Origin of the sequence: Oceanobacillus sp. MO10714A (genome assembly GCF_037072045.1) — a bacterium.
GTDB classification, from domain to species: Bacteria; Bacillota; Bacilli; order Bacillales; family Amphibacillaceae; genus Oceanobacillus; species Oceanobacillus indicireducens.
On the sequence record NZ_JAXHDC010000003.1, the window covers coordinates 25,251 to 45,221 of the forward strand.

The window sequence follows — 19,971 nt, forward strand, 5'->3', positions numbered from 1 at the left end:
ACCGGACCTCGGGTTTTTTAATTAATTTTTACGCTTTTGATGGTAAGAAAGTATTCTTAAACGCTGTTACAGCTCCATCCATCTTCTCTGCATCTGGAAGTTTTCCGGTTGTGCGGATTTCTTCTAGTAGTTCGCTCTCGTTTGTAGCGAGCCAGATATTCATTTCCTCTTCAAAGCGGACGATATCTTCCACTGGAATATCATCGAGGAAGCCTTTCGTAAGTGCGTAGATAATCATCACTTGATTTTCTACAGCGAGTGGCTTATGCAGCCCTTGTTTCAGTACTTCAACTGTTCGCTCCCCGCGGTTCAGCTTGGCTTGTGTTGCTGCGTCAAGGTCGGAACCGAACTGAGAGAAGGCCTCAAGCTCACGGAATGAAGCAAGGTCAAGACGTAATGTACCTGCAACTTTCTTCATCGCTTTAATTTGTGCATCTCCACCTACACGGGATACAGATAGACCTGGGTTAATCGCCGGACGTACGCCGGAGAAGAAGAGGTCGGACTGTAAGAAAATTTGTCCGTCTGTAATGGAGATTACGTTTGTTGGAATATATGCAGAAATATCTCCTGCTTGTGTTTCAACGAATGGCAGTGCGGTTAAAGATCCGCCGCCTTTTGCGTCACTCAGTTTTGCTGCACGCTCAAGTAGACGTGAGTGGAGGTAGAATACATCTCCTGGGAAAGCTTCACGTCCTGGCGGGCGGCGTAATAGCAAGGAAAGTTCACGATATGCTGTCGCTTGTTTTGATAAGTCATCATAAACGACGAGTACGTGTTTTCCGTTGTACATGAATTCTTCACCCATCGCTACACCTGCATATGGAGCAAGGTAGAGGGATGGCGCCGGGTCAGATGCACCAGCAGATACAACAATTGTATAGTCTAATGCGCCGTAACGGCGAAGGACTTCTACTGTAGAACGTACAGTGGATTCTTTTTGTCCGATTGCAACATAAATACAGATCATATCTTGATCTTTTTGGTTAATAATCGTGTCGATTGCTACGGTTGTTTTACCTGTCTGACGGTCACCGATGATTAATTCACGCTGTCCGCGTCCAATTGGTACAAGCGCGTCAATCGCTTTAATACCTGTCTGTAATGGTTCGAATACCGATTGACGGTCCATTACTCCTGGAGCAGCCGCTTCAATTGGACGAGTTTTCGTTGTGTTAATTGGGCCCTGACCATCAATTGGCTGACCTAATGTGTTGACAACGCGTCCCAGAAGCTCCTCTCCAACTGGTACTTGCATGATTCTTCCTGTACGGCGAACTTCATCGCCTTCTTTGATGTCTGTAAACTCACCAAGAATAACGATACCTACGTTACTTTCTTCAAGGTTCTGTGCGAGTCCCATGACTCCATTTTCAAATTCGAGTAGTTCTCCAGCCATTGCATTCTCAAGGCCGTGTGCACGTGCAATCCCGTCCCCGATTTCAATAACTGTTCCAACATCCGAAACTTCGATATCTGTTTCAAAGTTTTCGATTTGCTGTTTTATCAGCTTACTAATCTCTTCCGCATTAATGCTCATACCATTTCACCCCTATCATCATTTGTTTGCTACTGCAATTTTCCGCTCAATCCGGCGCAATTTCCCACTGACTGAACCGTCATAAATCGTGTTCCCGACGCGAATTTTAATGCCGCCAACAAGAGACGGATCAATGACATTCTCAAATTCGAGGGTCGTTTTACCGATTCGTTTGGCGAAAGATGTCTTCAAATTATGCTTCTCATCAGCGGTCAGTTTGCGAACAGAATAAACAGTTGCAACTTCAATTCCTTTTGCGTCGTTCACCCGTTTAATGAACGCTTCAACAATGGATGGAATAAGCATTGTACGATGGCGTTGTACAAGGAGTTTTACTGTATTAACGACATCTGTATGTAAGCCTTTGAAGCTTTTTGTTACAAGCTGTTCTTTTTGTTCCCCATTCACTCTTGGATGCAATAGGAATGCGTTTAAATCTTCATTTGTTTGAAAGACGTCACGGACGACTTTTAAATCATCCACAAATTGGTCCAGTGTGGATTTTTCTAAAGCTAGTTGAAAAAGAGCATCTGCATAACGCTTGGCTACTACGACTTCACTCATCGCTCTTCTCCTACCTCTTTAATGTAGTCATTAATGAATTCCGCTTGGTCTTGTTCATTGATTTCTTTCTCAATTACTTTACTTGCCACTAACACAGATAGGGAAGCAACTTGTGCTTGAAGCGCTTGGATTGCCTGTTCTTTTTCATTTTGGATATCCGCTTGCGCCTGTTCTTTGATACGTTCAGCTTCCGCGCGTGCAGATTCAATGATGTCCTGCTCTTGTCTTACACCGGCAGTTTTTGCATCTTCAATAATTTTCTGTGCTTCCTGTCTTACGTTGTTAAGCTGGTCGGCTGCGTCTTTTGCGGCCTTTTCAGCTTCCGCGCGGCTTTTTTCTGCTGCATCGATTTCATTAGCAACATAGTTTTCCCGCTTTTCCATCATGTTCATGACTGGTCCCCACGCGAACTTTTTCAGTAATGCAAGTAGAATTAGGAAGAAGATTAATTGAACAAGCATATCGCCCACTCGTAATCCTCCTACAGCTGCACCTACAGACATAAAGTCGATGTATGAATGCACTGCTTTCACTCCTTTCACGGATCTTTCGGAAACGGCTTCCCGCTTCCATTTATACTACAATCAAGTGATTTTTCATTTCATAAAGTAAAACTTAATTTTAGGGGTGTTCTTTTCATCCCTAAAAATGTTAGTAAAACCAATCGGCCGTTACTGGACGCGAGGATATCCCACTTAGAACTTCCATTTTTCGTCCATTCTTTGATATAGGTCCTGCCTCCAGTTACACCGCAATAAAGGAATGGCGAAGATTCCACAAATCGATCCTCGCCATTTTCAACTTATTTAAGAACGTGTTCTTACAAGAAAATAGCCATGAATGCGATAACCGCTGCGATGATTGGAATCGCCTCAACTAGTGCTACCCCAATAAACATTGTACCTTGTAGTGAACCTTTGAGTTCTGGCTGTCTTGCAATACCTTCCAGTGCCTTACTAACGATCATTCCGTTACCTAGACCCGCACCTAATGCTGCAAGTCCGATTGCGATTGCTGCTGCTAAAGCTCCCATTAAAAATTTCCTCCTTTTTTATCTTAAAGCTATTGTTTTTTTATTTAATGGTCTTCTACGCTCACTTTATGAGACATGTACACCATTGTTAACATAACGAATACGTATACCTGAATTGCACCAATGAATAGCTTGAAGCCCATCCAGGCAAGTGTTGGAACTGCTGATAGTACGAAACTAAGGATCCCGGAACCAATTCCAGTTGCAAATCCTGTAGCTGTTAATCCAATAAGTAGACTTAAGAGAATTTCACCTGCATAGAGGTTACCGAATAGACGGAGACCAAGTGTTAAGGTGTTGGTAAATTCCTCAATAATCTTAAACGGTAGCATCAACGGAACTGGACTGACATAAGTCTTGAGATAATGTTTCGTCCCGCGTAGTTTGATTCCGTAATAGTGTGTTAACACAACAACCATGGTTGACAATGTTAAGGTTAGTGTTGCGTCAGCTGTTGGTGATTTCCACCAGAGGTCGTCCCCAATTGTAACAACGGTGACGAGTCCTGCAACGTTACTGAATAAAATGTAGAGCGCGAGTGTGAGACCGAGTGGCAAGAATTGTTTCCCTGTCTTCCAGTCCATCGTGTCGCTGATGATACCTCTTACAAATTCAATGGCCCACTCCATGACGTTCTGTTTTCCTGTCGGCTTCATTTGGAGGTTGCGACTTGCCCATACACAGACGATGAATACAAGTGTGGAAATTACTGCAATCATAAATACGTTTGCGAGGTTAAAGTCGAGCCAGGATATCCCAAAAACATCTTCAACTATTGGAGCTGTATGATCCAAAATTATCACCCCTTTACATCGATGGTTTTCGAACATTTGACTGTTTTTCTACGATAACAGTCAAATTGCGGTTGTGTGGATATTTTAGATACCCACCTTAAAACCTACATATTACAGCTGCAGGTAGTATGTAGTGCAGAATTCATCTTGACTTTTTGTTGATTACAAAACGAAACATTCCATCAAGACCGAGTATGATGTAAGAAAGCATCAAACCAATTACTACAGCAATAATATGAAAGTTTTCCTCAAAGCGAATTGCGATAAGCACACCTAATACTGCTGCCGCCATTCTAGAGAACGTTCCCAAACCTCCACGTGCCTCACCTGATTCTGCTACTCTATCACCAAGCTGCTTTGTCTTGTGCTGGAGCAGCCATAGGTTGTAGAAACTGATTGCTCCACCTAACAGGAGTCCATTAAGGATCCTTGTATAAGGAAGAAACCCGACTCCGAGCACTATAAGTGCCAGTAAATAGAGCATCCATTTACGTTGGCGCGTTATCATACTTTCAAATTCGTTCATTTGTATTCTACGCTCCTACTGTGAAACATTCGCAGGCAGGCAATGAACTTCCCACTTGCGAGGCGCAGTTCTTCTACCCGATAGCAGAAGGTGATGTACCTCCAGTTGCCAGAAACTTGCAAGAATCAGCGACCTATACTTATGTACTTATGAGTCTTGCTAAAAACCTCCAACAGAATCGTTTACTCTATTTGTATGTTTTTTAACAAAGTCAGACGAATTTTCGAATAAATAACGAATAATTATCGAAAAATGTCCATACTCACACTAAGATAGTGTACCTTACTGGAACAGTCATTGTCAATTAGAATCCATAGATAAATGACATTCATTTCGTAACACTTTTATCCATCAATTCATCACAGGTTAAACCTACCATACCACTTCTAATCCACCACTATTATAAAGGAAATCAAGCATCATAAATATGACGTTTCTGTGAACGGTTTTTCAAACATCCCGGATATTCGGTGGGACATTGGGGTCAGAGGCGTTGTCCCATTAGGGTGGGACATCGGGGTCAGAGGCGTTGTCCCATTAGAGTATTGCCTTCGACCCCAAGTCCTGTTTTTATTCGATGTGGAGAGGGATTTCTGTTGTTTCTATTCTTTCGTCTTTGTTGATAGCGGTGATGATACCGAGATAGTTGCCTGGTGTTAATTTGTAACTAGGGATTTCTCCTTCGTTCATTCCGACAGTCGGTTCTTCCAGTTCCAGTAAATTTCCACGGTAGGTTAAGGTGTCGGGATCATATAAATCAACTGACACGAGCTGCAATTCCTCTGTTGAATAAAGACTATAGCTGTATACATCTTCTCTAAATGGTTTCAGACTAAATTCTATCCCTGCAATTTTCGGCTGGTCGGCCGATTGGTTCACGAAAAGATATGGTAAATGATATGTCTTATTTTCCGTTTGTTCCTTTAATGTCAGGAAACCTTCGTGGACCCCTTCTTCCAGTTCCGTGCTTGTAATGTTCAGTTTGATTTTTATTTCTTCTGTCTCGTGCGGCGCGACGTCAAACGATAAGGGAAGCTCCCATTCGATGCCCCGTTCACTCTTTGGAATGTCAAAGGAAAAGGATTGGGTATCAGATGAGCGATTTTCGAGTTGTACGGTAAACTCCTCTGCTTCATGCCGTTCTGTAATTTTCCCTGCTTCAAGTGTTCCATTCTTTATAATAGTCGGAGTTTCGATTGCTTGTTCTGGTTGGATAAGGCCATGTCCTTGAATCGATGGTGCGTGAAAATCACCGTTCTCTGTCTGTAGCGGTACTGCTGTTGTTTCTAATGCATGATAAATCGTATCCACACCCCAGTCCGGGTGGGCTTCTTTTAGTAAAGCAACCGCACCCGCAACATATGGAGCTGCCATACTTGTTCCGCTCAAATGCTCATATCCTCCAGGAACGGTACTGTTGATTGCTGCTCCAGGTGCCGTTACATTCGGTTTGATCTGCCAATTGACAGTGACAGGTCCGCGGGAACTGAAGGCAGCAATTGTTGTATCGAGGGATTCATAAACGGTATCGAGATACGTTACATTCTGTTCGATAAGCCATTCCCCGTCCTCTTTTGTAATTCCAGCAACTGGGATTTCCACTGTCGCGTCTTCTTCATTTTCGATGCCTCCATGGAGTTCTCCAGGTTCGTTATTATAAATTAAAACAGCTGCTGCACCTTTTTCCTGCGCTTGCAGTGCAAGGTCTCGGAAGGTTACTTCCCCTCGCTCGAACAGGGCAATTTTCCCGTTAAGATTCGTGCTGTCTTCATCTGCGTTTACAATTTTATAATCCTTCGTGAGCTCCCAGGCCGGCGCTCCCTGCATTGCAGCTAGGGAGATTTTTTTATTATCCGGCGCGTGGTAAAGATATGGCACCTCAGTAGGTGCTTGAACTGCCCCTACAGCTAAAGCATTTTTTGCGGTCGCTGGACTCCCGACCGTCCAAGGCTCAGGTCCGCTATTTCCATTGGCAATGACGACGGGAATACCGAGCTCAACTGCCTTATCAACCGCAATACTCGTCGGATAGTCGGGACCATTGACTTCATTACCGAGGGAGAGATTGATGACATCCATCTTGTCTTTTACCGCTTGTTCAAGGGCGGCAAGCACATGGACTGTCGAGCCAAAACCACCCGGGCCCAGAGCACGATAAGCGTAGAGTGAGGCTTCAGGAGCTATTCCTTGCAACTCTCCGTTCGCCGCGATTATCCCTGCGACATGAGTTCCATGGCTCGTCGGCATCCCTTCTTCCGGTATTGTTTCCATCGGGTCTTCATCAAGATCAAAAACATCGTACCCGCCAGCAAAGTTACTTTTTAAATCGGGATGGGTGTAGTCAATCCCAGTATCGATTACTCCGACTTTGATATTTTTCCCAGTATAGTTTTGCCGGGCGTCTCGCGGCTCGGTTTTCGGTTGTCCCGATGAATGTAACGGATCGGCTTTGTACGTCTGGACGTCATGGATACCTGTTATGAATTCTGCTGTGTGCAGCCGCTCGAGTTGTTCTGGTTTTCCTTGTAGGGCGATACCATTAAATAAAGTCGAATAAGTTGCGACGACTTCAATAAATGGATGATAGTTTTTGATATAATCCGCGTGCGCTTCCACGTTCCCCTCCACTTCGATAATGACCGTTTCCACTTCCTCCGCATGAACGGCGGGAAAATAAACGAAGCTCGCGATCAGGAAAAAAATAAATCCTCTCATGTTGGCCGCTCCTTTTGTCATGATAGGGTTAGTTTTTAATAAAAGTGTAAATATATGTATGTTTTTTTGTGAGTGGGGGGGTAAGTGTTTAGGGCAGAATTGCAACGTCTTATCATGCGAGGGAACGCAGGGATGCTCCGGTTCGAGGAATTACAGCTGGCCTCATCACTTGAAGGTACGAGAAAAACTCGAGTTCGAGCGATTACAAGTCCTCTCATCACATAAGGAAACGACAAATAAACGGATTCGAATGATTACAAGCCCTCTCATCACATAAGGAAACGACAAACAACCGGATTCGAATGATTACAGGCATAAGCAGCCAAAGCCAAAGAAAAAAGTATGCAGTTCTTTACAAAAAAGACTGCATACTTCCTATTTATTTTGTACCGAATAAACGGTCACCAGCGTCACCAAGACCTGGTATAATATAGCCGTTCTCATCTAAACCATCATCGATTGCACCTAGATAAATATCAACGTCTGGATGGTCTTCTTTGATGACGTCCACACCTTCTGGAGCAGCAACTAGGCACATGAGTTTGATATTTTTTGCGCCGCGTTTTTTTAGTGAGTGGATGGCATCGTTTGCTGAACCACCTGTTGCTAGCATCGGGTCAATTACGATCAGTTCTCGATCTGAGATATCAGATGGAAGCTTAATGTAATATTCGACTGGCTTGAGCGTTTCTGGATCACGATATAGTCCGACATGTCCTACTTTTGCAGCTGGGATTAATTTGCGTACCCCTTCAACCATTCCAAGTCCGGCACGAAGGATTGGAATAAGGCCGATTTTTTTCCCAACGAGTTCTTTTGTTTTCGCAACTGTTACAGGGGTTTCTGTTTCCACGTCCATTAAAGGAAGATCTCTTGTGATTTCGAATGCCATTAACATGGCCACTTCATCAACTAGTTCACGGAATTCTTTGGTGCCTGTGTGTTTATCACGGATTTTCGTTAATTTATGTTGAATTAACGGATGATCTAATACGAATACTCTACTCAATTGCAGATCACTCCTTTAAAATTTTCATATCCCTAAAAGTATACGGAAAAACGACAAGATATTCAAGCAGGATTATATATTTTTGAAAAAATGTTGAACTACATTTTAGTGGTGACAACCCTCAGCTAATTACACGAAAAAAAGAGGCTGGGATAAATTCCAACCTCGATTATTCATTATTTCGCATATAATGGAAAGCGTGCGTTCAAATTGAGGACGCGTTGTTTTAATTCTTCAAGAACGTCTTTGTTCTTGTGGTTTTTAAGTGCAGTAACCATAATTTCTGCGACTTCTTTGATTTCCTCTTCTTTGAAGCCACGGGTCGTGACAGCTGCTGTTCCGATTCGGACACCGCTTGTAATGAACGGGCCTTCTGTATCGAATGGAATCGTGTTTTTATTCGTTGTAATTAATACACTGTCGAGCACTTCTTCTGCATCCTTACCAGTGAATCCAAGTGGCTTCACGTCAAGGAGCAAGAGGTGGTTATCTGTACCGCCGGAAACGATGCGGATGCCTGCTTTCGATAATTCTTCTGCAAAGACTGCAGCGTTTTTAACAACTTGCTTTGCGTATGTTTTAAAGTCATCAGATAATGCTTCTTTGAACGCAGTAGCTTTTGCAGCGATAACGTGCATGAGTGGACCGCCTTGCATCCCAGGGAATACAGAGCTGTCGATTTTCTTCGCGAATTCTTGTTCACAAAGGATAACACCACCGCGTGGGCCGCGTAACGTTTTATGAGTTGTCGTCGTTACAAAATGGGCATGTGGTACCGGGTTTGGATGAACACCTGCCGCAACAAGGCCGGCGATATGAGCCATGTCGACCATCAAGTAAGCATCGACTGCATCCGCGATGTCACGGAATTTCTTAAAATCAATCGTCCGGGAATAAGCACTTGCACCAGCTACAATCAGCTTCGGTTTTACTTCTTTTGCTTTTGCTAAAACAGCATCATAATCGAGCTGTTCATTTTTTTCGTCTACCCCATACTCTTCAAAGTTATACAGTTTACCGCTGAAGTTAACGGGACTTCCGTGGGTAAGGTGCCCACCATGGTTTAAGTTCATTCCAAGTACAGTGTCCCCCGGCTGTAAAATAGCTGAATAAACAGCCATGTTCGCTTGGGCTCCAGAGTGTGGTTGTACGTTCGCATGATCCGCACCAAAAAGCTGTTTCACACGGTCACGCGCCAGGTCTTCCGCCACATCAACGTATGTACAACCACCATAGTAACGTTTTCCCGGGTAACCTTCCGCATATTTATTCGTCAAGACAGATCCCATCGCTTCCATCACCGCTTCTGATACGAAGTTCTCGGAAGCAATCAGTTCGATGTTGTCTTGTTGACGTTTCTTTTCATCCTCAATTGCTTGATATAATTCCGGATCCGTTTGTTCTAATCCAGTTTGCTTCACTTGTTCCATTGTAGAGTCCCCCCTGTAAGTTGTTAAATATTATGAAAAGGACATATATCCTCTATTTAATTGCTTCAAGTGTCTTGATAAACGGCTCGTTCGCCGCCAATTAATTTCGGTCTCGTCCGTGCGAGGCCAATCCGAGCTTCCCCGATATATTTCTTGCTGAAACGCAAAGGGACTACAACCGGTTTTAAATGCATGGCAATCATTGTTTCTCCAATATCCAACCCGGCGTGAGCTTTTGCCCCGAGTGATTCAACGACCACCGGTTCTTCCATATGCTTGTAGGCGAAAGAAGCCATCGAACCGCCAGCTTCCGGAACAGGAATGACTGTTACCTCATCAAGGCCGAAAGTTTTTGCTGCGTTTTGTTCGACAACGAGGGCACGGTTCAAATGTTCACAGCATTGGAAAGCAAGCTGGATATTCACTTCTTGCTTTAAACGGTTCAGTTCTCTGAAAATATGGGCGGCAATATCCTCTGTACCTGCTGTACCGATTTTCTTCCCTGCCACCTCGCTTGTGGAACAACCGATTACGAAAAGTTCATCTTCACGTAAATAATCAGTCGCAAGCCATTCATCGACGATTTTCTCCAAATCCACTTTTACTTGTTCGATTAACGTCACTTGGCTTCCCTCCATTAAACATTTTTTCAGAAAAATAACCATGCCTCTACTATACTACTTATTTGTCTTCATAGGAATGGATTTTTTCAATTCTTTTTGCATGACGGTCCCCTTGGAACTCGGTTTCAAGCCAAACTTTGGCAATTTCTCTTCCTAGAGATGGTCCGATAACGCGCTCCCCCATCGCAAGAACATTGGAGTTGTTATGTTCTCTCGTTGCCCGGGCACTGAATACGTCATGCACTAAAGCACAGCGGATTCCTTTTACTTTATTCGCAGCAATCGACATGCCAATTCCTGTTCCACAGATGAAAATTCCCCGGTCAAACTCTCCGTTTGCAATCCGTTCTGCTGCTGGGAGGGCGTAGTCTGGATAATCGACAGAGGTTGCACAACTCGCTCCAGCATCTTCGTACTCAATTCCCATTTCATCCATTAAATCCGCCACTTCATTCCTTAATGTTAAGCCTGCATGGTCGCCTGTTATTAAAACTTTCATGTTGTTTCTTCCTTTCCTTTTTTAAAGTTGGAATTGCTGTATTTGTTTTTTCAATTGATTCGCATGTTCTTCAATTTCTGTTGCGAGGCGGTCCACATCTTCAATGCTAGCCACCTGTTCTTGAATTGCCGCGTTCACTTCTTCCGCACCGGCTGAAGTTTCTTCCGCAATTGCTGCAACTTCCTGGGATTCACGGCTCGTATCTTGAATCGACTGTAATTGCTTATCAACAAGGCCGGAGATTGTTTCGATTTCGGACGCTACTTCCATGACTGAATTGGACATTTCTGCAAACGTCTCATTCGACTGTTTTCCATTCTTTGCTTCATTATTTGCAAAAACGACATTTTGATTAATATTTTCGACAACATTTTTCACGTCATCTTGGATGGAACCGATAAGCCGAGAGATTTGCTGAACAGCCCCGGCACTTTGGTCAGCGAGTTTCCGAATTTCTTCTGCGACAACCGCAAATCCCTGCCCGTGCTCTCCCGCCCTTGCTGCTTCAATAGAGGCATTTAACGCAAGGAGGTTCGTCTGTTCGGCGATTTCTCCAACCATCGAGATAATGGATTCCACTTGAATCGCATTTTGTTTTAAATTATTAACACTAGTTAACGACACTTGCTGTTCTTTTGCTATCTGGTCGATGCCTTGAACAAGATTGTTCACGACTTCCTTCGTCGCATTCAATGTATCAAGCATTTGATCGGATTTACCCTTTGACTCCCCTGCCCGGTCTTGAACTTTTAAGGCAAGATCGGACGCAATTTCGACAGATTCTGCTGTATTTTGAATCGCTACAGAGGAATCTTCAGCTCCATTTGAGATTTCCCCAATCGATGTACCGATCATTCGGGAATGAGTATGGGCAGTTGTTGATGCTTCTTTCATTTGTATAACTGCTTGATTCGTCTTGTCAAAGTTTTCATCAATATTTTGTACGATACTATTTAAATTCGTCAGCATGGTGTTGAATGAGAGGGCCAGACCACGTATTTCGTCATTCGATTTCGGGATTTCGACTGTCTGGTTCAAGTTTCCTTCCGCTGCAATCGTGGCAACTTTTTCCAGTTTTTCAATCGACTTGGTGATAAAGCTCGCGAAGAAGAAGGCTAGGATGCCCGACCACGTGATTCCAAGAATAAAGGTAATGATTGTGAACCATTCGAGACTGAACGGTATGTAATCCTGGAAAAAGTCATATAGGAAAAAAATAAAAACAAATGATGTGCTATATGTAATAATGGCTAATGAAACGGTGAATAAAACAAGCTTCTTACGGATACTGAATGAATATTTTCTCTCCATTTACTATTATTTCCCCTTTGCCGATTCTATTTTTTCTATTAGGCGGTCGATTTGCTCTTCTAATTCCGCACGAGTGGAACGGTATACGTGCAAGTCACCACCGTATGGATCGGAAATATCATACTCGTGACTTTCTTCATCTGCGTTACCTGTGTACTCTTTCAGTGTGTAAATTTTCGCTTCATATTCTGGATATTCCATAATAAGCAGCTGCTTATGCTGACTCGTCATTGTAAGGACAAGCTCTGCCCACTGGAGCAATTCTTCAGTGGCTGGTTGGGAACGGTGATCCAGTGTAATATTACACTCCTCCAGTGCTTTATAAGTATTGCCACTTGCACAGACTCCATCTACAGCAAAAACTCCTGCCGATTGAACCGCGACCTGTGGATATCGATCCCGTAAAATCGCTTCCGCCATCGGACTGCGGCACGTATTCCCCGTACAAACAAATAAAATATTCATCTCTTTTACCCCCCAAGCAAGATAACACTGACTATCTACCTATAAATATACCACACTCTAGCACCCACGGACAGAAAAATCGGGACAGGGGGTCAGAGCATTTGTCCCATTTCGCGGGACAAATGCTCTGACCCCCTGTCCCTTTCAAGCGAGCAGGATGTATAGGCCAAATCCGAATAGGATGCTTCCGCCAAGGAGTTCACTGTATCTTCCTAGAAATCCTTGAACACGGCGCCCGATTAATAAGGCGATACAAGATAACAAGGCACTGGATGCACCGAATAATATAAGGGCAAGCGCAATATGGACCCCTGTAATCCCAAGACCAAAACCGACTGTGAAGCTATCCATGCTTACGGTAAAGCTAAGGATAATCAGACCAATTCCAGCTGGCTGGATGATGAGTTTTTTCTCTTCGGTAAAAGCGTTGAAAAACATCTGGGAACCGATGAAAACAAGTAACGCTCCCCCGATCAGGTGGGCATAACTTTCAAATGGCCCTGCTACCATTATTCCCATAAGAATTCCAATTAACGGCATGATGATATGAAATGCCCCAATGATTAAACTTATCCACAGAATGCGTTTTAATCGGATCTGCTGCATGCCGATCCCTAGGCAGACCGAAAAAGCGTCCAGTGCAAGAGCCTGGCCCATAAAAATGAGTGTGACAAATTCTCCTGTTGAAATGCCCAACAAAAATCCCCCCTTGGACATGCTTATACACTATATGCATGTCCAAGAGGGGATATGTGGAAAATTAACAAAGACGAAAACCGCGCCATACAGTAAGATTTGCTTTCGCGCGGCCGCCTAAAGATTGCGATTAATCGTCCCACCGAGGAATTTTTGTACGAGCGCGTTCAGTAGTCACAGCAATGCACAAACTGTACCTCCAGGATGGAAAGAAGTTCGATGTTGGTGCCTATATGTGCGTGATCTTAATCGATTTCCTTTTTACCTGAAGCGAGATTAAGAGGACGGGGACCTTTAGACTATATCATGAAGTTGTAATTCATTTGAGTTTTGCTGGGTGCGGACGCCGTACCTGCAATTTTAATTATCCACAATACTCTTACTTCTTATTATACCACCAGCGTTTAATAAAACGAAACTTCATTCAGCGGAAGTTTCGACGCACAGAACGCGTTAATGTCGATGTTGCGAGACGAATCGCTTTTTTCATCCAATTACTATAATTAAACTAAGGGATATAATCCGTCTTCGCTTTTTTCAAACGGTTCATGATTGCTTGTCCGATTCCCGATTCGGGAAAAACTTCAGAAACGATTATATCCACATCCGATCTTTTAACTTTCCGTAAGTTATCATACAGCTTATTTGCAACATCTTCTAAGCTGGAGCCGAGGCTAAGTTTCAAATCTGCTTCGACAAGCTCGAGGATCGTATCACGTGCAAGAAGAGCAACCTTTTTTCCTTTCGCGGTTTCCTCAGCAATTACGTTTTGGATTTTCTCCGCACCTCCGTCCACAAGCCACAGGGGAACATCCGGTGAATAATGTTTATATTTCATCCCCGGGGAGGCAGGTTTATCCACAGTTTCATTCACGGGCTCGGCAACAGGAACAATTTGTTCAATTTGTTCTTTCGTAATGCCACCTGGGCGAAGAATCACAACATCGTGTTCCCTACAGGAAATGACAGTAGACTCCACACCCACCCCAGTCGGACCACCATCTACAATCCCCGATATCTTCCCGTTTAAGTCCTCATCCACATGGTTTGCGGTGGTCGGACTCGGCTTACCTGAAAGATTGGCACTCGGGGCAGCGACCGGGAAATTACATGCTTGAAGCAGCTCCAAGGCAACCGGATGATCAGGGATACGCACACCGATTGTGGATAGTCCAGCAGTCACATTCTCTGCACAAGCCCCATTACTTTCGAGCACGTATGTTAATGGACCGGGAGAAAAAGCAGTAATTAAATCATCCACATATTCGGGGAGGTTATCCACAAGTTGTTGCAATTGTTCAACATTTGCGACATGGGCGATAAGCGGATTATCTTGAGGTCTCCCCTTCGCTTCAAATATCTTCGCGACGGCTGACTTGTTCGTTGCATCAGCTCCAAGACCATACACCGTCTCAGTCGGAAAAGCAACGGTCTCTCCAGCCTTTAGGAGGGCAGCTGCCTCGCTAATGAATTGTTTATTTATCGTCGTTCCTCGTTGTATGTTCCATCGTTTCGTTTCCATTCATTAAATCCTCGTTTCTCTTTCGTTAACCTTCGCTACTATGTTACCAGTTTAGTTGATATTTTTATATTGTGCAATCCACTGATTTATCCACAAAAAATCCTGCGGCAATTTATCCACAGGACTTTATTCAAAATAAGTGGGCATATAAACATTTTGAAATTTATAAGTAAATTATCAACAAGTTATTCACAGGAAAATGTGGAAAATAAAATAGCTGTTTACGAAACGTGATAACTCCACCAACACCCTGATGTTACTGACTTCTCGGGGATATTTTGTTTATTTTTTTCCTGTTGGAAGTCAAGCGACTCAAGCAGGATATCCACAACCGGTTGGTGACTGTGGACATATACAATTTTTGCCTCTTGTTTACGGGCAATCTGCAGAATCGTTTCCAGCAAGACAGGTAACTTCGCGGCATGTGACTGGGTAATATAGAGCTGCTTCAACCAACATCCACCAGAATCCAGTTCATCAAGAATAAAACTCGCCTCAATCCGCCCTCCAATTTCTACTACAAATCCCTTATCAAAGAGTAACGGTTTATCGATACGGTCATTTCTCGTCAAGAAATCATCAAGCTGCTCATAGGTCGCGTGTTTTACGGGCATTACTTTCATTTCGATTCACCTCTACTAGATTTGATTGTTCCCTTTCTGACATGTTATGCAAATCGAAGAAAACTATGACCAACCAAGCCATTCAAAAAGGAAAAATTTAACCTCGGTTTCCTCTTCTTCCTCTAGTTCTTGGTCTAACTCGCCATCTTTCGCTTCTACCGTTGTTCCGAATGAGAAATCAAGAAAGCAAAGGGGCGGGAATAACACACACCACCAGTTGGAGCCATCACCTTCACCAAGTGTAATTAAAATCGCTTCATACTCACCTGCCGGGTACAGATAGTCTCCATACAACTTCATTGGAAACGTAATATTCTTGCCGTAATCTACTGTGTATTCCCTATTTTCATCCGACTCTTGCAAAACTTCTCCGACAAGCTCGTCAATTTCAGGCAGACGCTCCTGAATGAGTTCGCGTGCTTCCTCAATATCTGTGATATCCGCCACCCATCTGCTTACTACTCTGTTAACTTCATCTCTTACATCACGCTTGATTTGTTGGTCCTTTTCCTCATCACTGTTTGCTAAAATCCGCAGGCGAATCGCTTCGTCAGGAATGACCTGGTAATCTAGATTTTCTGTTTGTTCATCGGGAGTCCATCCCGCAAGACTTGTCCACATAAAAGCTATAATAAAAATAAAGAATACTAGTTTTTTCATTTTCGGTACTCCTTTTTCAACTGAATTATCCACAGTATGACCAAAGAAACGAAAATTTAAACTAGTATTCTAGTAAAAAGTTATTTGTCACGTATTAACGGTCTGTAATACCTGATTCTGTTCAACTAAACATTCAGTGGGCGAGGTAAGGATACACCCACTGAATGAGTTTCACTTTAGCAGATTTTTACGAGAACGATACGATCTTTTCCGTTGATATCTTGAATGATTTCCACATTGCTGTCAGGGAAACTTTCCTCTACAAGTTGTTTCACTGCTTCTCCTTGCATATGCCCGATTTCAAAGGCAATCAAGCCGTTTCGATTGATAAGCTCTGTTGCTTGTTTCACGATTTTTTTATATGCAGCAAGTCCGTCGTCTTCCGCAAAAAGGGCAAGATCGGGATCGAAGTTTTTCACCGTGTCATGAAGTTCCCCCCGTTCCGCTTCAGCAATATAAGGCGGATTTGAAACGAGGATATCCACAGGTAGTTGTCTTTCCGTGAGTGGTTGTAAAAAATCACCTTCAAAAAAAGTAACATCAGCTCCAAGCCTCGCTGCATTCGCCCGCGCGACGTGGAGTGCTGCCTCGGAAATATCGGTTGCGAAAACGTCTGCTTCAGGGAGTTCCAAGGCCAGTGTAATCGCAATAATTCCGCTACCCGTACCTACATCAACGATTCTCACCTTTTGATTTCCCCTCAAGTATACGGCTGCAATCGTATGCTGCACGAGTTCTTCCGTTTCCGGGCGGGGAATGAGGACTGATTCATTCACCTGAAAACGCCGGCCGTAAAATTCCTCATAACCGGTAAGATGCTGTAATGGGATACCCGTGTTTACATGCTTTTCCAGATCCGTTTGAAAAGCATGATACACTTCTTCCGGAATCGTCTCACGCATATTTAGGAAAAATGCTGATCGCGAGAGGCCGAGATGATGTTGGAGGAGTAACTCGGCAAAACGAGGTTCTCGGTTATTTGCTTCTAAAAAAAGAGAAGCCCGTTTCAGGACTTCATATTGTTTTAACGTCATTTTATTCACCAATTTGCTCTAATTTCGCTGTCTGTTCTTCTAAAACTAGGGCCTCAATAAATTCATCTAGTTTCCCGTCAAGAATTTGATCGAGCTTTTGGATAGTAAGCCCGATACGATGATCCGTTACACGGTTCTGCGGGAAATTATATGTGCGGATACGTTCGGAACGGTCACCTGTACCAACCGCAGACTTACGCGTTTCATCATATTCTGCTTGAGCTTCCTGCTGGTATTTATCATAAATTCTTGCGCGCAGAACTTTCATTGCTTTTTCTTTGTTTTTAATTTGTGATTTCTCATCTTGGATGGAGACGACAATTCCTGTTGGTTCGTGGGTCAAACGAACGGCTGACATTGTCGTGTTAACACTTTGTCCTCCAGGTCCGCTCGAGGCAAAGGTATCAACACGTATATCTTTTTCATGGATATCTATTTCCACTTCTTCCGCTTCCGGAAGTACTGCAACGGTTGCGGTCGATGTATGGATACGTCCGCCAGATTCTGTTTCTGGTACACGCTGCACACGGTGGGCACCGTTTTCGTACTTCAAGCGAGAATATACATCTTTTCCATTAATCATGAAGATAATCTCTTTATAGCCGCCGACACCTGTCGTGTTTGCTTCCATCACATCCGTTTTCCAGCCCTTTTCTTCGGCATAACGGGAATACATCCGGTATAAATCACCAGCAAAGAGCGCTGCTTCGTCTCCACCTGCCGCACCGCGGATTTCCACGATAACGTTTTTACCATCGTTCGGGTCTTTTGGCAATAGAAGGACTTTCATATTGTCTTCTAATGTCTTGAGTTGTTCTTCAAGTTCACTGATTTCCATTTTTACCATTTCTTCCATATCACCGTCGAGTTCATCCTCGAGCATTTCTTTCGCATCGGAAAGTTCAGTCGATAAACTTTTATATTCGCGGTATGCTTGAACAACATCTTCCAAATCAGATTGTTCTTTCCCGTACTCGCGTAATTTATTCGGATCACTCGACACTTCCGGGTCACTTAATAATTCATTCAATTTATTATAACGATCTTCCAACGCTTGTAAGCGATCTAACATCACGAACACCTCTTTTTGAATTAACACTCTAATTATAGTATAGCCGCTACAGTTGGTCAAAATTTTTTTAAGATGCGGAGGTGGTAAACACCCGAGGTAAATCGTTGATTGAGTTATACTGCTTATAAACGACCGGAAAGTTGAATCAGCTCGTTTTTCCAGCGATTATAAGCTGGAGTAAGTGGGTGGCATTCTTGTTTGAGAGGTTGGAGCACTTATAATCAATCGAAGTAGTGAGCCCGGTACGTTTTTTCAAACGATTAGAGCCCATAATAAGCCGAAGACGTCAGTTGCCCGCCTGTTCGAGCGGTTAGAGCACCTAAATCAATTCAGGTAATGCTCTACCGACTCGTTCGAAAGTTTAAAACTTCTCTACTAAACTCCAATCGATTAAAAATGCTCTATTTTGTGCTGTTTGTTAACTTGTTAACGAAACCTATTCTACTAGGTTTGTTCGGTACTTCATGATGGTGTCTGCATCTTGGTTCATAGGATTCAGAGGCACCGACGAGAATGACCGGATCATCGTAGGAGGCTGGTTTTCCGTTGATTAATCGTTGCGTGCGCGTTGCAGGTGATCCGCAAATCGGGCAAATTGCATTAAGTTTCGTTACGTATTCACTCATCGCCATTAATCTTGGCATCGGCCCGAATGGTTCACCGCGGAAATCGGTGTCGAGTCCGGCAGCAATGACAAGGATGCCGCGATTGGCGAGTTCATCAATTACTTCAATGATTGATTCATCAAAAAATTGCACTTCATCGACGCCGACAACTTCAACCGTTTCGTCGACGTACTCGAATATATCTTTTGCATGTTTGATCGGGCGAGCCATAATTGTCGTTCCGTTATGAGATACGACGGACTCGTCGTCATACCGGTTGTCGATTACCGGCTTAAACACGCGAATCTGCATATTTGCATAGCTGGCGCGGCGAATCCGGCGAATAAGCTCTTCTGATTTTCCTGAAAACATGCTGCCGCAAATTACTTCGATCCAGCCGCTTTGCTTCATCATATACATGTGCGTTGACCTCTTTTCTTGTTGCATAGCAAACAATAAAATAAAAATGCTGTGGATAACTAGTTGCTAGTACTAGCCACGTCTAGCGTCCAGTAACTCGGAGTGCCTCAGTTTATACGCCGCTTTGCCTACCGGACGTGCTTAGTATAAGCGCCTGCGTAACGAATCGCGTACTTAGCCTGTATGGGCACTTCCTCCTTTATCTCGCTAACAGATTGCTTATACAAGTGTATACCAATTTGCAGTGTATTTTAACCCTGTTCGAGAAAAATATTAAAATTAATTTTGAGTGTAACAAGCATGATATATAAACAAACAAAAGACAGGCAAATTGGCTTTCGACATTTTGCCTGTCTTTTTTATTATTTCAATCTAGATTTAAGGGCTGGCGAGTCCTTTCACCCTTTTGTTCAATTCTAGGTTCAATCTAGATTCGGCTCCTTGAAGCTGTCGTCATAAGCATGGGACACGAATAGCGGGAAGTGCACCCGCTTTTCGGTCCCTTGCTAGCGTTCAGCTTCCGAACAGTCGCCTCACCTTTTTATTTCATATTATATTTCTTCTTGAATCGGTCTACTCGTCCGCCTACGCGATCGGCTTTTTGTTTGCCTGTGTAGAACGGGTGGGAGTCTGAGCTGATTTCAACTTTGATTAGTGGGTACGTGTTGCCGTCCTCCCATTCAATCGTTTCGTTAGACTCTCTTGTAGAGCCGCTTAAGAATTTGAAATCTGAGCTTGTATCAAGAAAAACTACTTTACGGTATTCTGGATGAATATCCTTTTTCATTTCATTCCACTCCTTTTTGCCCTGAATCCTGTGGAGACAGAGT

At 43.5% G+C, this 19,971-nt stretch carries 22 protein-coding genes; 1 reads left to right on the forward strand and 21 read right to left on the reverse strand.

Annotation, left to right across the window (positions count from 1 at the left end; translation table 11 throughout):
* Nucleotides 1–28: 28 nt before the first annotated feature.
* The 7 genes from atpA to SPD53_RS03960 form a co-directional block, all read right to left on the reverse strand.
* Nucleotides 29–1,540 carry a F0F1 ATP synthase subunit alpha gene (gene atpA, locus SPD53_RS03930; protein ID WP_336251700.1) on the reverse strand — a complete coding sequence of 504 codons (1,512 nt, stop codon included), beginning with the start codon at nt 1,538–1,540 and terminating at the stop codon, nt 29–31.
* Nucleotides 1,541–1,558: 18 nt separating this feature from the next.
* A complete protein-coding gene (locus SPD53_RS03935) occupies nt 1,559–2,104 on the reverse strand; it encodes a F0F1 ATP synthase subunit delta (RefSeq protein ID WP_336251701.1) in 546 nt (181 codons plus the stop codon).
* Entirely contained in the window at nt 2,101–2,628 is a 528-nt protein-coding gene (atpF, locus tag SPD53_RS03940; protein ID WP_156854267.1) for a F0F1 ATP synthase subunit B, read from the reverse strand. Before atpF ends, SPD53_RS03935 begins: the two co-directional genes overlap by 4 nt.
* Before the next feature lie 296 nt (nt 2,629–2,924).
* The gene (atpE, locus tag SPD53_RS03945) at nt 2,925–3,137 is read right to left on the reverse strand and encodes a F0F1 ATP synthase subunit C (RefSeq protein ID WP_188855780.1); all 213 of its coding nucleotides are present in this window, start codon (nt 3,135–3,137) and stop codon (nt 2,925–2,927) included.
* Nucleotides 3,138–3,181: 44 nt separating this feature from the next.
* The gene (gene atpB / locus SPD53_RS03950) at nt 3,182–3,931 is read right to left on the reverse strand and encodes a F0F1 ATP synthase subunit A (protein WP_156854263.1); all 750 of its coding nucleotides are present in this window, start codon (nt 3,929–3,931) and stop codon (nt 3,182–3,184) included.
* Between the two features lie 142 nt (nt 3,932–4,073).
* A complete protein-coding gene (locus tag SPD53_RS03955; RefSeq protein WP_156854261.1) occupies nt 4,074–4,457 on the reverse strand; it encodes an ATP synthase subunit I in 384 nt (127 codons plus the stop codon).
* A 570-nt stretch (nt 4,458–5,027) separates the two neighbouring features.
* Nucleotides 5,028–7,172 (reverse strand): S8 family serine peptidase, encoded by a 2,145-nt coding sequence (locus SPD53_RS03960; protein WP_156854259.1) that lies wholly within the window; start codon nt 7,170–7,172, stop codon nt 5,028–5,030.
* Between the two features lie 84 nt (nt 7,173–7,256).
* Here SPD53_RS03960 and SPD53_RS03965 point away from each other — a divergent pair, with 84 nt between their 5' ends.
* Nucleotides 7,257–7,397 (forward strand): hypothetical protein, encoded by a 141-nt coding sequence (locus SPD53_RS03965; protein WP_336251702.1) that lies wholly within the window; start codon nt 7,257–7,259, stop codon nt 7,395–7,397.
* A gap of 154 nt (nt 7,398–7,551) precedes the next feature.
* On the opposite strand, the gene upp is transcribed toward SPD53_RS03965, so the two are convergent.
* The 14 genes from upp to SPD53_RS04035 form a co-directional block, all read right to left on the reverse strand.
* Nucleotides 7,552–8,181, reverse strand: a complete 630-nt coding sequence (gene upp, locus SPD53_RS03970; RefSeq protein ID WP_156854257.1) for a uracil phosphoribosyltransferase — start codon at nt 8,179–8,181, stop codon at nt 7,552–7,554.
* Between the two features lie 176 nt (nt 8,182–8,357).
* Nucleotides 8,358–9,611: a serine hydroxymethyltransferase gene (glyA, locus tag SPD53_RS03975; protein WP_156854255.1), complete on the reverse strand. Its 1,254-nt coding sequence runs from the start codon at nt 9,609–9,611 to the stop codon at nt 8,358–8,360.
* A gap of 65 nt (nt 9,612–9,676) precedes the next feature.
* On the reverse strand, nt 9,677–10,249 hold the full coding sequence (locus SPD53_RS03980; RefSeq protein ID WP_156854253.1) for a TIGR01440 family protein: 573 nt from the start codon (nt 10,247–10,249) through the stop codon (nt 9,677–9,679).
* A 43-nt stretch (nt 10,250–10,292) separates the two neighbouring features.
* Complete coding sequence (rpiB, locus tag SPD53_RS03985) at nt 10,293–10,733, reverse strand: ribose 5-phosphate isomerase B (RefSeq protein ID WP_156854251.1); 441 nt, start codon at nt 10,731–10,733, stop codon at nt 10,293–10,295.
* Nucleotides 10,734–10,754: 21 nt separating this feature from the next.
* Complete coding sequence (locus SPD53_RS03990) at nt 10,755–12,044, reverse strand: methyl-accepting chemotaxis protein (RefSeq protein WP_156854249.1); 1,290 nt, start codon at nt 12,042–12,044, stop codon at nt 10,755–10,757.
* Between the two features lie 6 nt (nt 12,045–12,050).
* Nucleotides 12,051–12,509, reverse strand: coding sequence for a low molecular weight protein arginine phosphatase (locus SPD53_RS03995; RefSeq protein WP_336251703.1), 459 nt, complete (start codon nt 12,507–12,509; stop codon nt 12,051–12,053).
* Between the two features lie 144 nt (nt 12,510–12,653).
* The gene (locus tag SPD53_RS04000; RefSeq protein ID WP_232334278.1) at nt 12,654–13,205 is read right to left on the reverse strand and encodes a manganese efflux pump MntP; all 552 of its coding nucleotides are present in this window, start codon (nt 13,203–13,205) and stop codon (nt 12,654–12,656) included.
* A gap of 508 nt (nt 13,206–13,713) precedes the next feature.
* On the reverse strand, nt 13,714–14,727 hold the full coding sequence (locus tag SPD53_RS04005; protein WP_336251704.1) for an L-threonylcarbamoyladenylate synthase: 1,014 nt from the start codon (nt 14,725–14,727) through the stop codon (nt 13,714–13,716).
* 221 nt (nt 14,728–14,948) lie between these two features.
* The gene (locus SPD53_RS04010) at nt 14,949–15,350 is read right to left on the reverse strand and encodes a hypothetical protein (RefSeq protein WP_156854241.1); all 402 of its coding nucleotides are present in this window, start codon (nt 15,348–15,350) and stop codon (nt 14,949–14,951) included.
* Between the two features lie 63 nt (nt 15,351–15,413).
* Nucleotides 15,414–16,010 carry a stage II sporulation protein R gene (gene spoIIR / locus SPD53_RS04015; RefSeq protein ID WP_336251705.1) on the reverse strand — a complete coding sequence of 199 codons (597 nt, stop codon included), beginning with the start codon at nt 16,008–16,010 and terminating at the stop codon, nt 15,414–15,416.
* A 176-nt stretch (nt 16,011–16,186) separates the two neighbouring features.
* Nucleotides 16,187–17,044: a peptide chain release factor N(5)-glutamine methyltransferase gene (prmC, locus tag SPD53_RS04020; RefSeq protein WP_336251706.1), complete on the reverse strand. Its 858-nt coding sequence runs from the start codon at nt 17,042–17,044 to the stop codon at nt 16,187–16,189.
* A gap of 1 nt (nt 17,045) precedes the next feature.
* A complete protein-coding gene (prfA, locus tag SPD53_RS04025) occupies nt 17,046–18,116 on the reverse strand; it encodes a peptide chain release factor 1 (RefSeq protein WP_336251707.1) in 1,071 nt (356 codons plus the stop codon).
* Nucleotides 18,117–18,517: 401 nt separating this feature from the next.
* Nucleotides 18,518–19,141 (reverse strand): thymidine kinase, encoded by a 624-nt coding sequence (locus SPD53_RS04030; RefSeq protein WP_156854233.1) that lies wholly within the window; start codon nt 19,139–19,141, stop codon nt 18,518–18,520.
* Nucleotides 19,142–19,682: 541 nt separating this feature from the next.
* Entirely contained in the window at nt 19,683–19,928 is a 246-nt protein-coding gene (locus SPD53_RS04035) for a type B 50S ribosomal protein L31 (RefSeq protein WP_156854231.1), read from the reverse strand.
* Between the last annotated feature and the right edge of the window lie 43 nt (nt 19,929–19,971).

What these genes read in the sequence shown, in the direction of transcription:
- atpE (WP_188855780.1), bottom strand. Translation starts at nt 3,137, where the DNA reads ATGGGAGCTTTAGCAGCAGCAATCGCAATCGGACTTGCAGCATTAGGT.
- spoIIR (WP_336251705.1), bottom strand. Translation starts at nt 16,010, where the DNA reads ATGAAAAAACTAGTATTCTTTATTTTTATTATAGCTTTTATGTGGACA.
- atpA (WP_336251700.1), bottom strand. Translation starts at nt 1,540, where the DNA reads ATGAGCATTAATGCGGAAGAGATTAGTAAGCTGATAAAACAGCAAATC.
- SPD53_RS04035 (WP_156854231.1), bottom strand. Translation starts at nt 19,928, where the DNA reads ATGAAAAAGGATATTCATCCAGAATACCGTAAAGTAGTTTTTCTTGAT.
- SPD53_RS03960 (WP_156854259.1), bottom strand. Translation starts at nt 7,172, where the DNA reads ATGAGAGGATTTATTTTTTTCCTGATCGCGAGCTTCGTTTATTTTCCC.
- rpiB (WP_156854251.1), bottom strand. Translation starts at nt 10,733, where the DNA reads ATGAAAGTTTTAATAACAGGCGACCATGCAGGCTTAACATTAAGGAAT.
- prmC (WP_336251706.1), bottom strand. Translation starts at nt 17,044, where the DNA reads ATGACGTTAAAACAATATGAAGTCCTGAAACGGGCTTCTCTTTTTTTA.
- glyA (WP_156854255.1), bottom strand. Translation starts at nt 9,611, where the DNA reads ATGGAACAAGTGAAGCAAACTGGATTAGAACAAACGGATCCGGAATTA.
- SPD53_RS03980 (WP_156854253.1), bottom strand. Translation starts at nt 10,249, where the DNA reads ATGGAGGGAAGCCAAGTGACGTTAATCGAACAAGTAAAAGTGGATTTG.
- SPD53_RS04005 (WP_336251704.1), bottom strand. Translation starts at nt 14,727, where the DNA reads ATGGAAACGAAACGATGGAACATACAACGAGGAACGACGATAAATAAA.
- SPD53_RS03990 (WP_156854249.1), bottom strand. Translation starts at nt 12,044, where the DNA reads ATGGAGAGAAAATATTCATTCAGTATCCGTAAGAAGCTTGTTTTATTC.
- SPD53_RS03935 (WP_336251701.1), bottom strand. Translation starts at nt 2,104, where the DNA reads ATGAGTGAAGTCGTAGTAGCCAAGCGTTATGCAGATGCTCTTTTTCAA.
- SPD53_RS04030 (WP_156854233.1), bottom strand. Translation starts at nt 19,141, where the DNA reads ATGTATATGATGAAGCAAAGCGGCTGGATCGAAGTAATTTGCGGCAGC.
- SPD53_RS04010 (WP_156854241.1), bottom strand. Translation starts at nt 15,350, where the DNA reads ATGAAAGTAATGCCCGTAAAACACGCGACCTATGAGCAGCTTGATGAT.
- SPD53_RS03955 (WP_156854261.1), bottom strand. Translation starts at nt 4,457, where the DNA reads ATGAACGAATTTGAAAGTATGATAACGCGCCAACGTAAATGGATGCTC.
- SPD53_RS03995 (WP_336251703.1), bottom strand. Translation starts at nt 12,509, where the DNA reads ATGAATATTTTATTTGTTTGTACGGGGAATACGTGCCGCAGTCCGATG.
- prfA (WP_336251707.1), bottom strand. Translation starts at nt 18,116, where the DNA reads ATGTTAGATCGCTTACAAGCGTTGGAAGATCGTTATAATAAATTGAAT.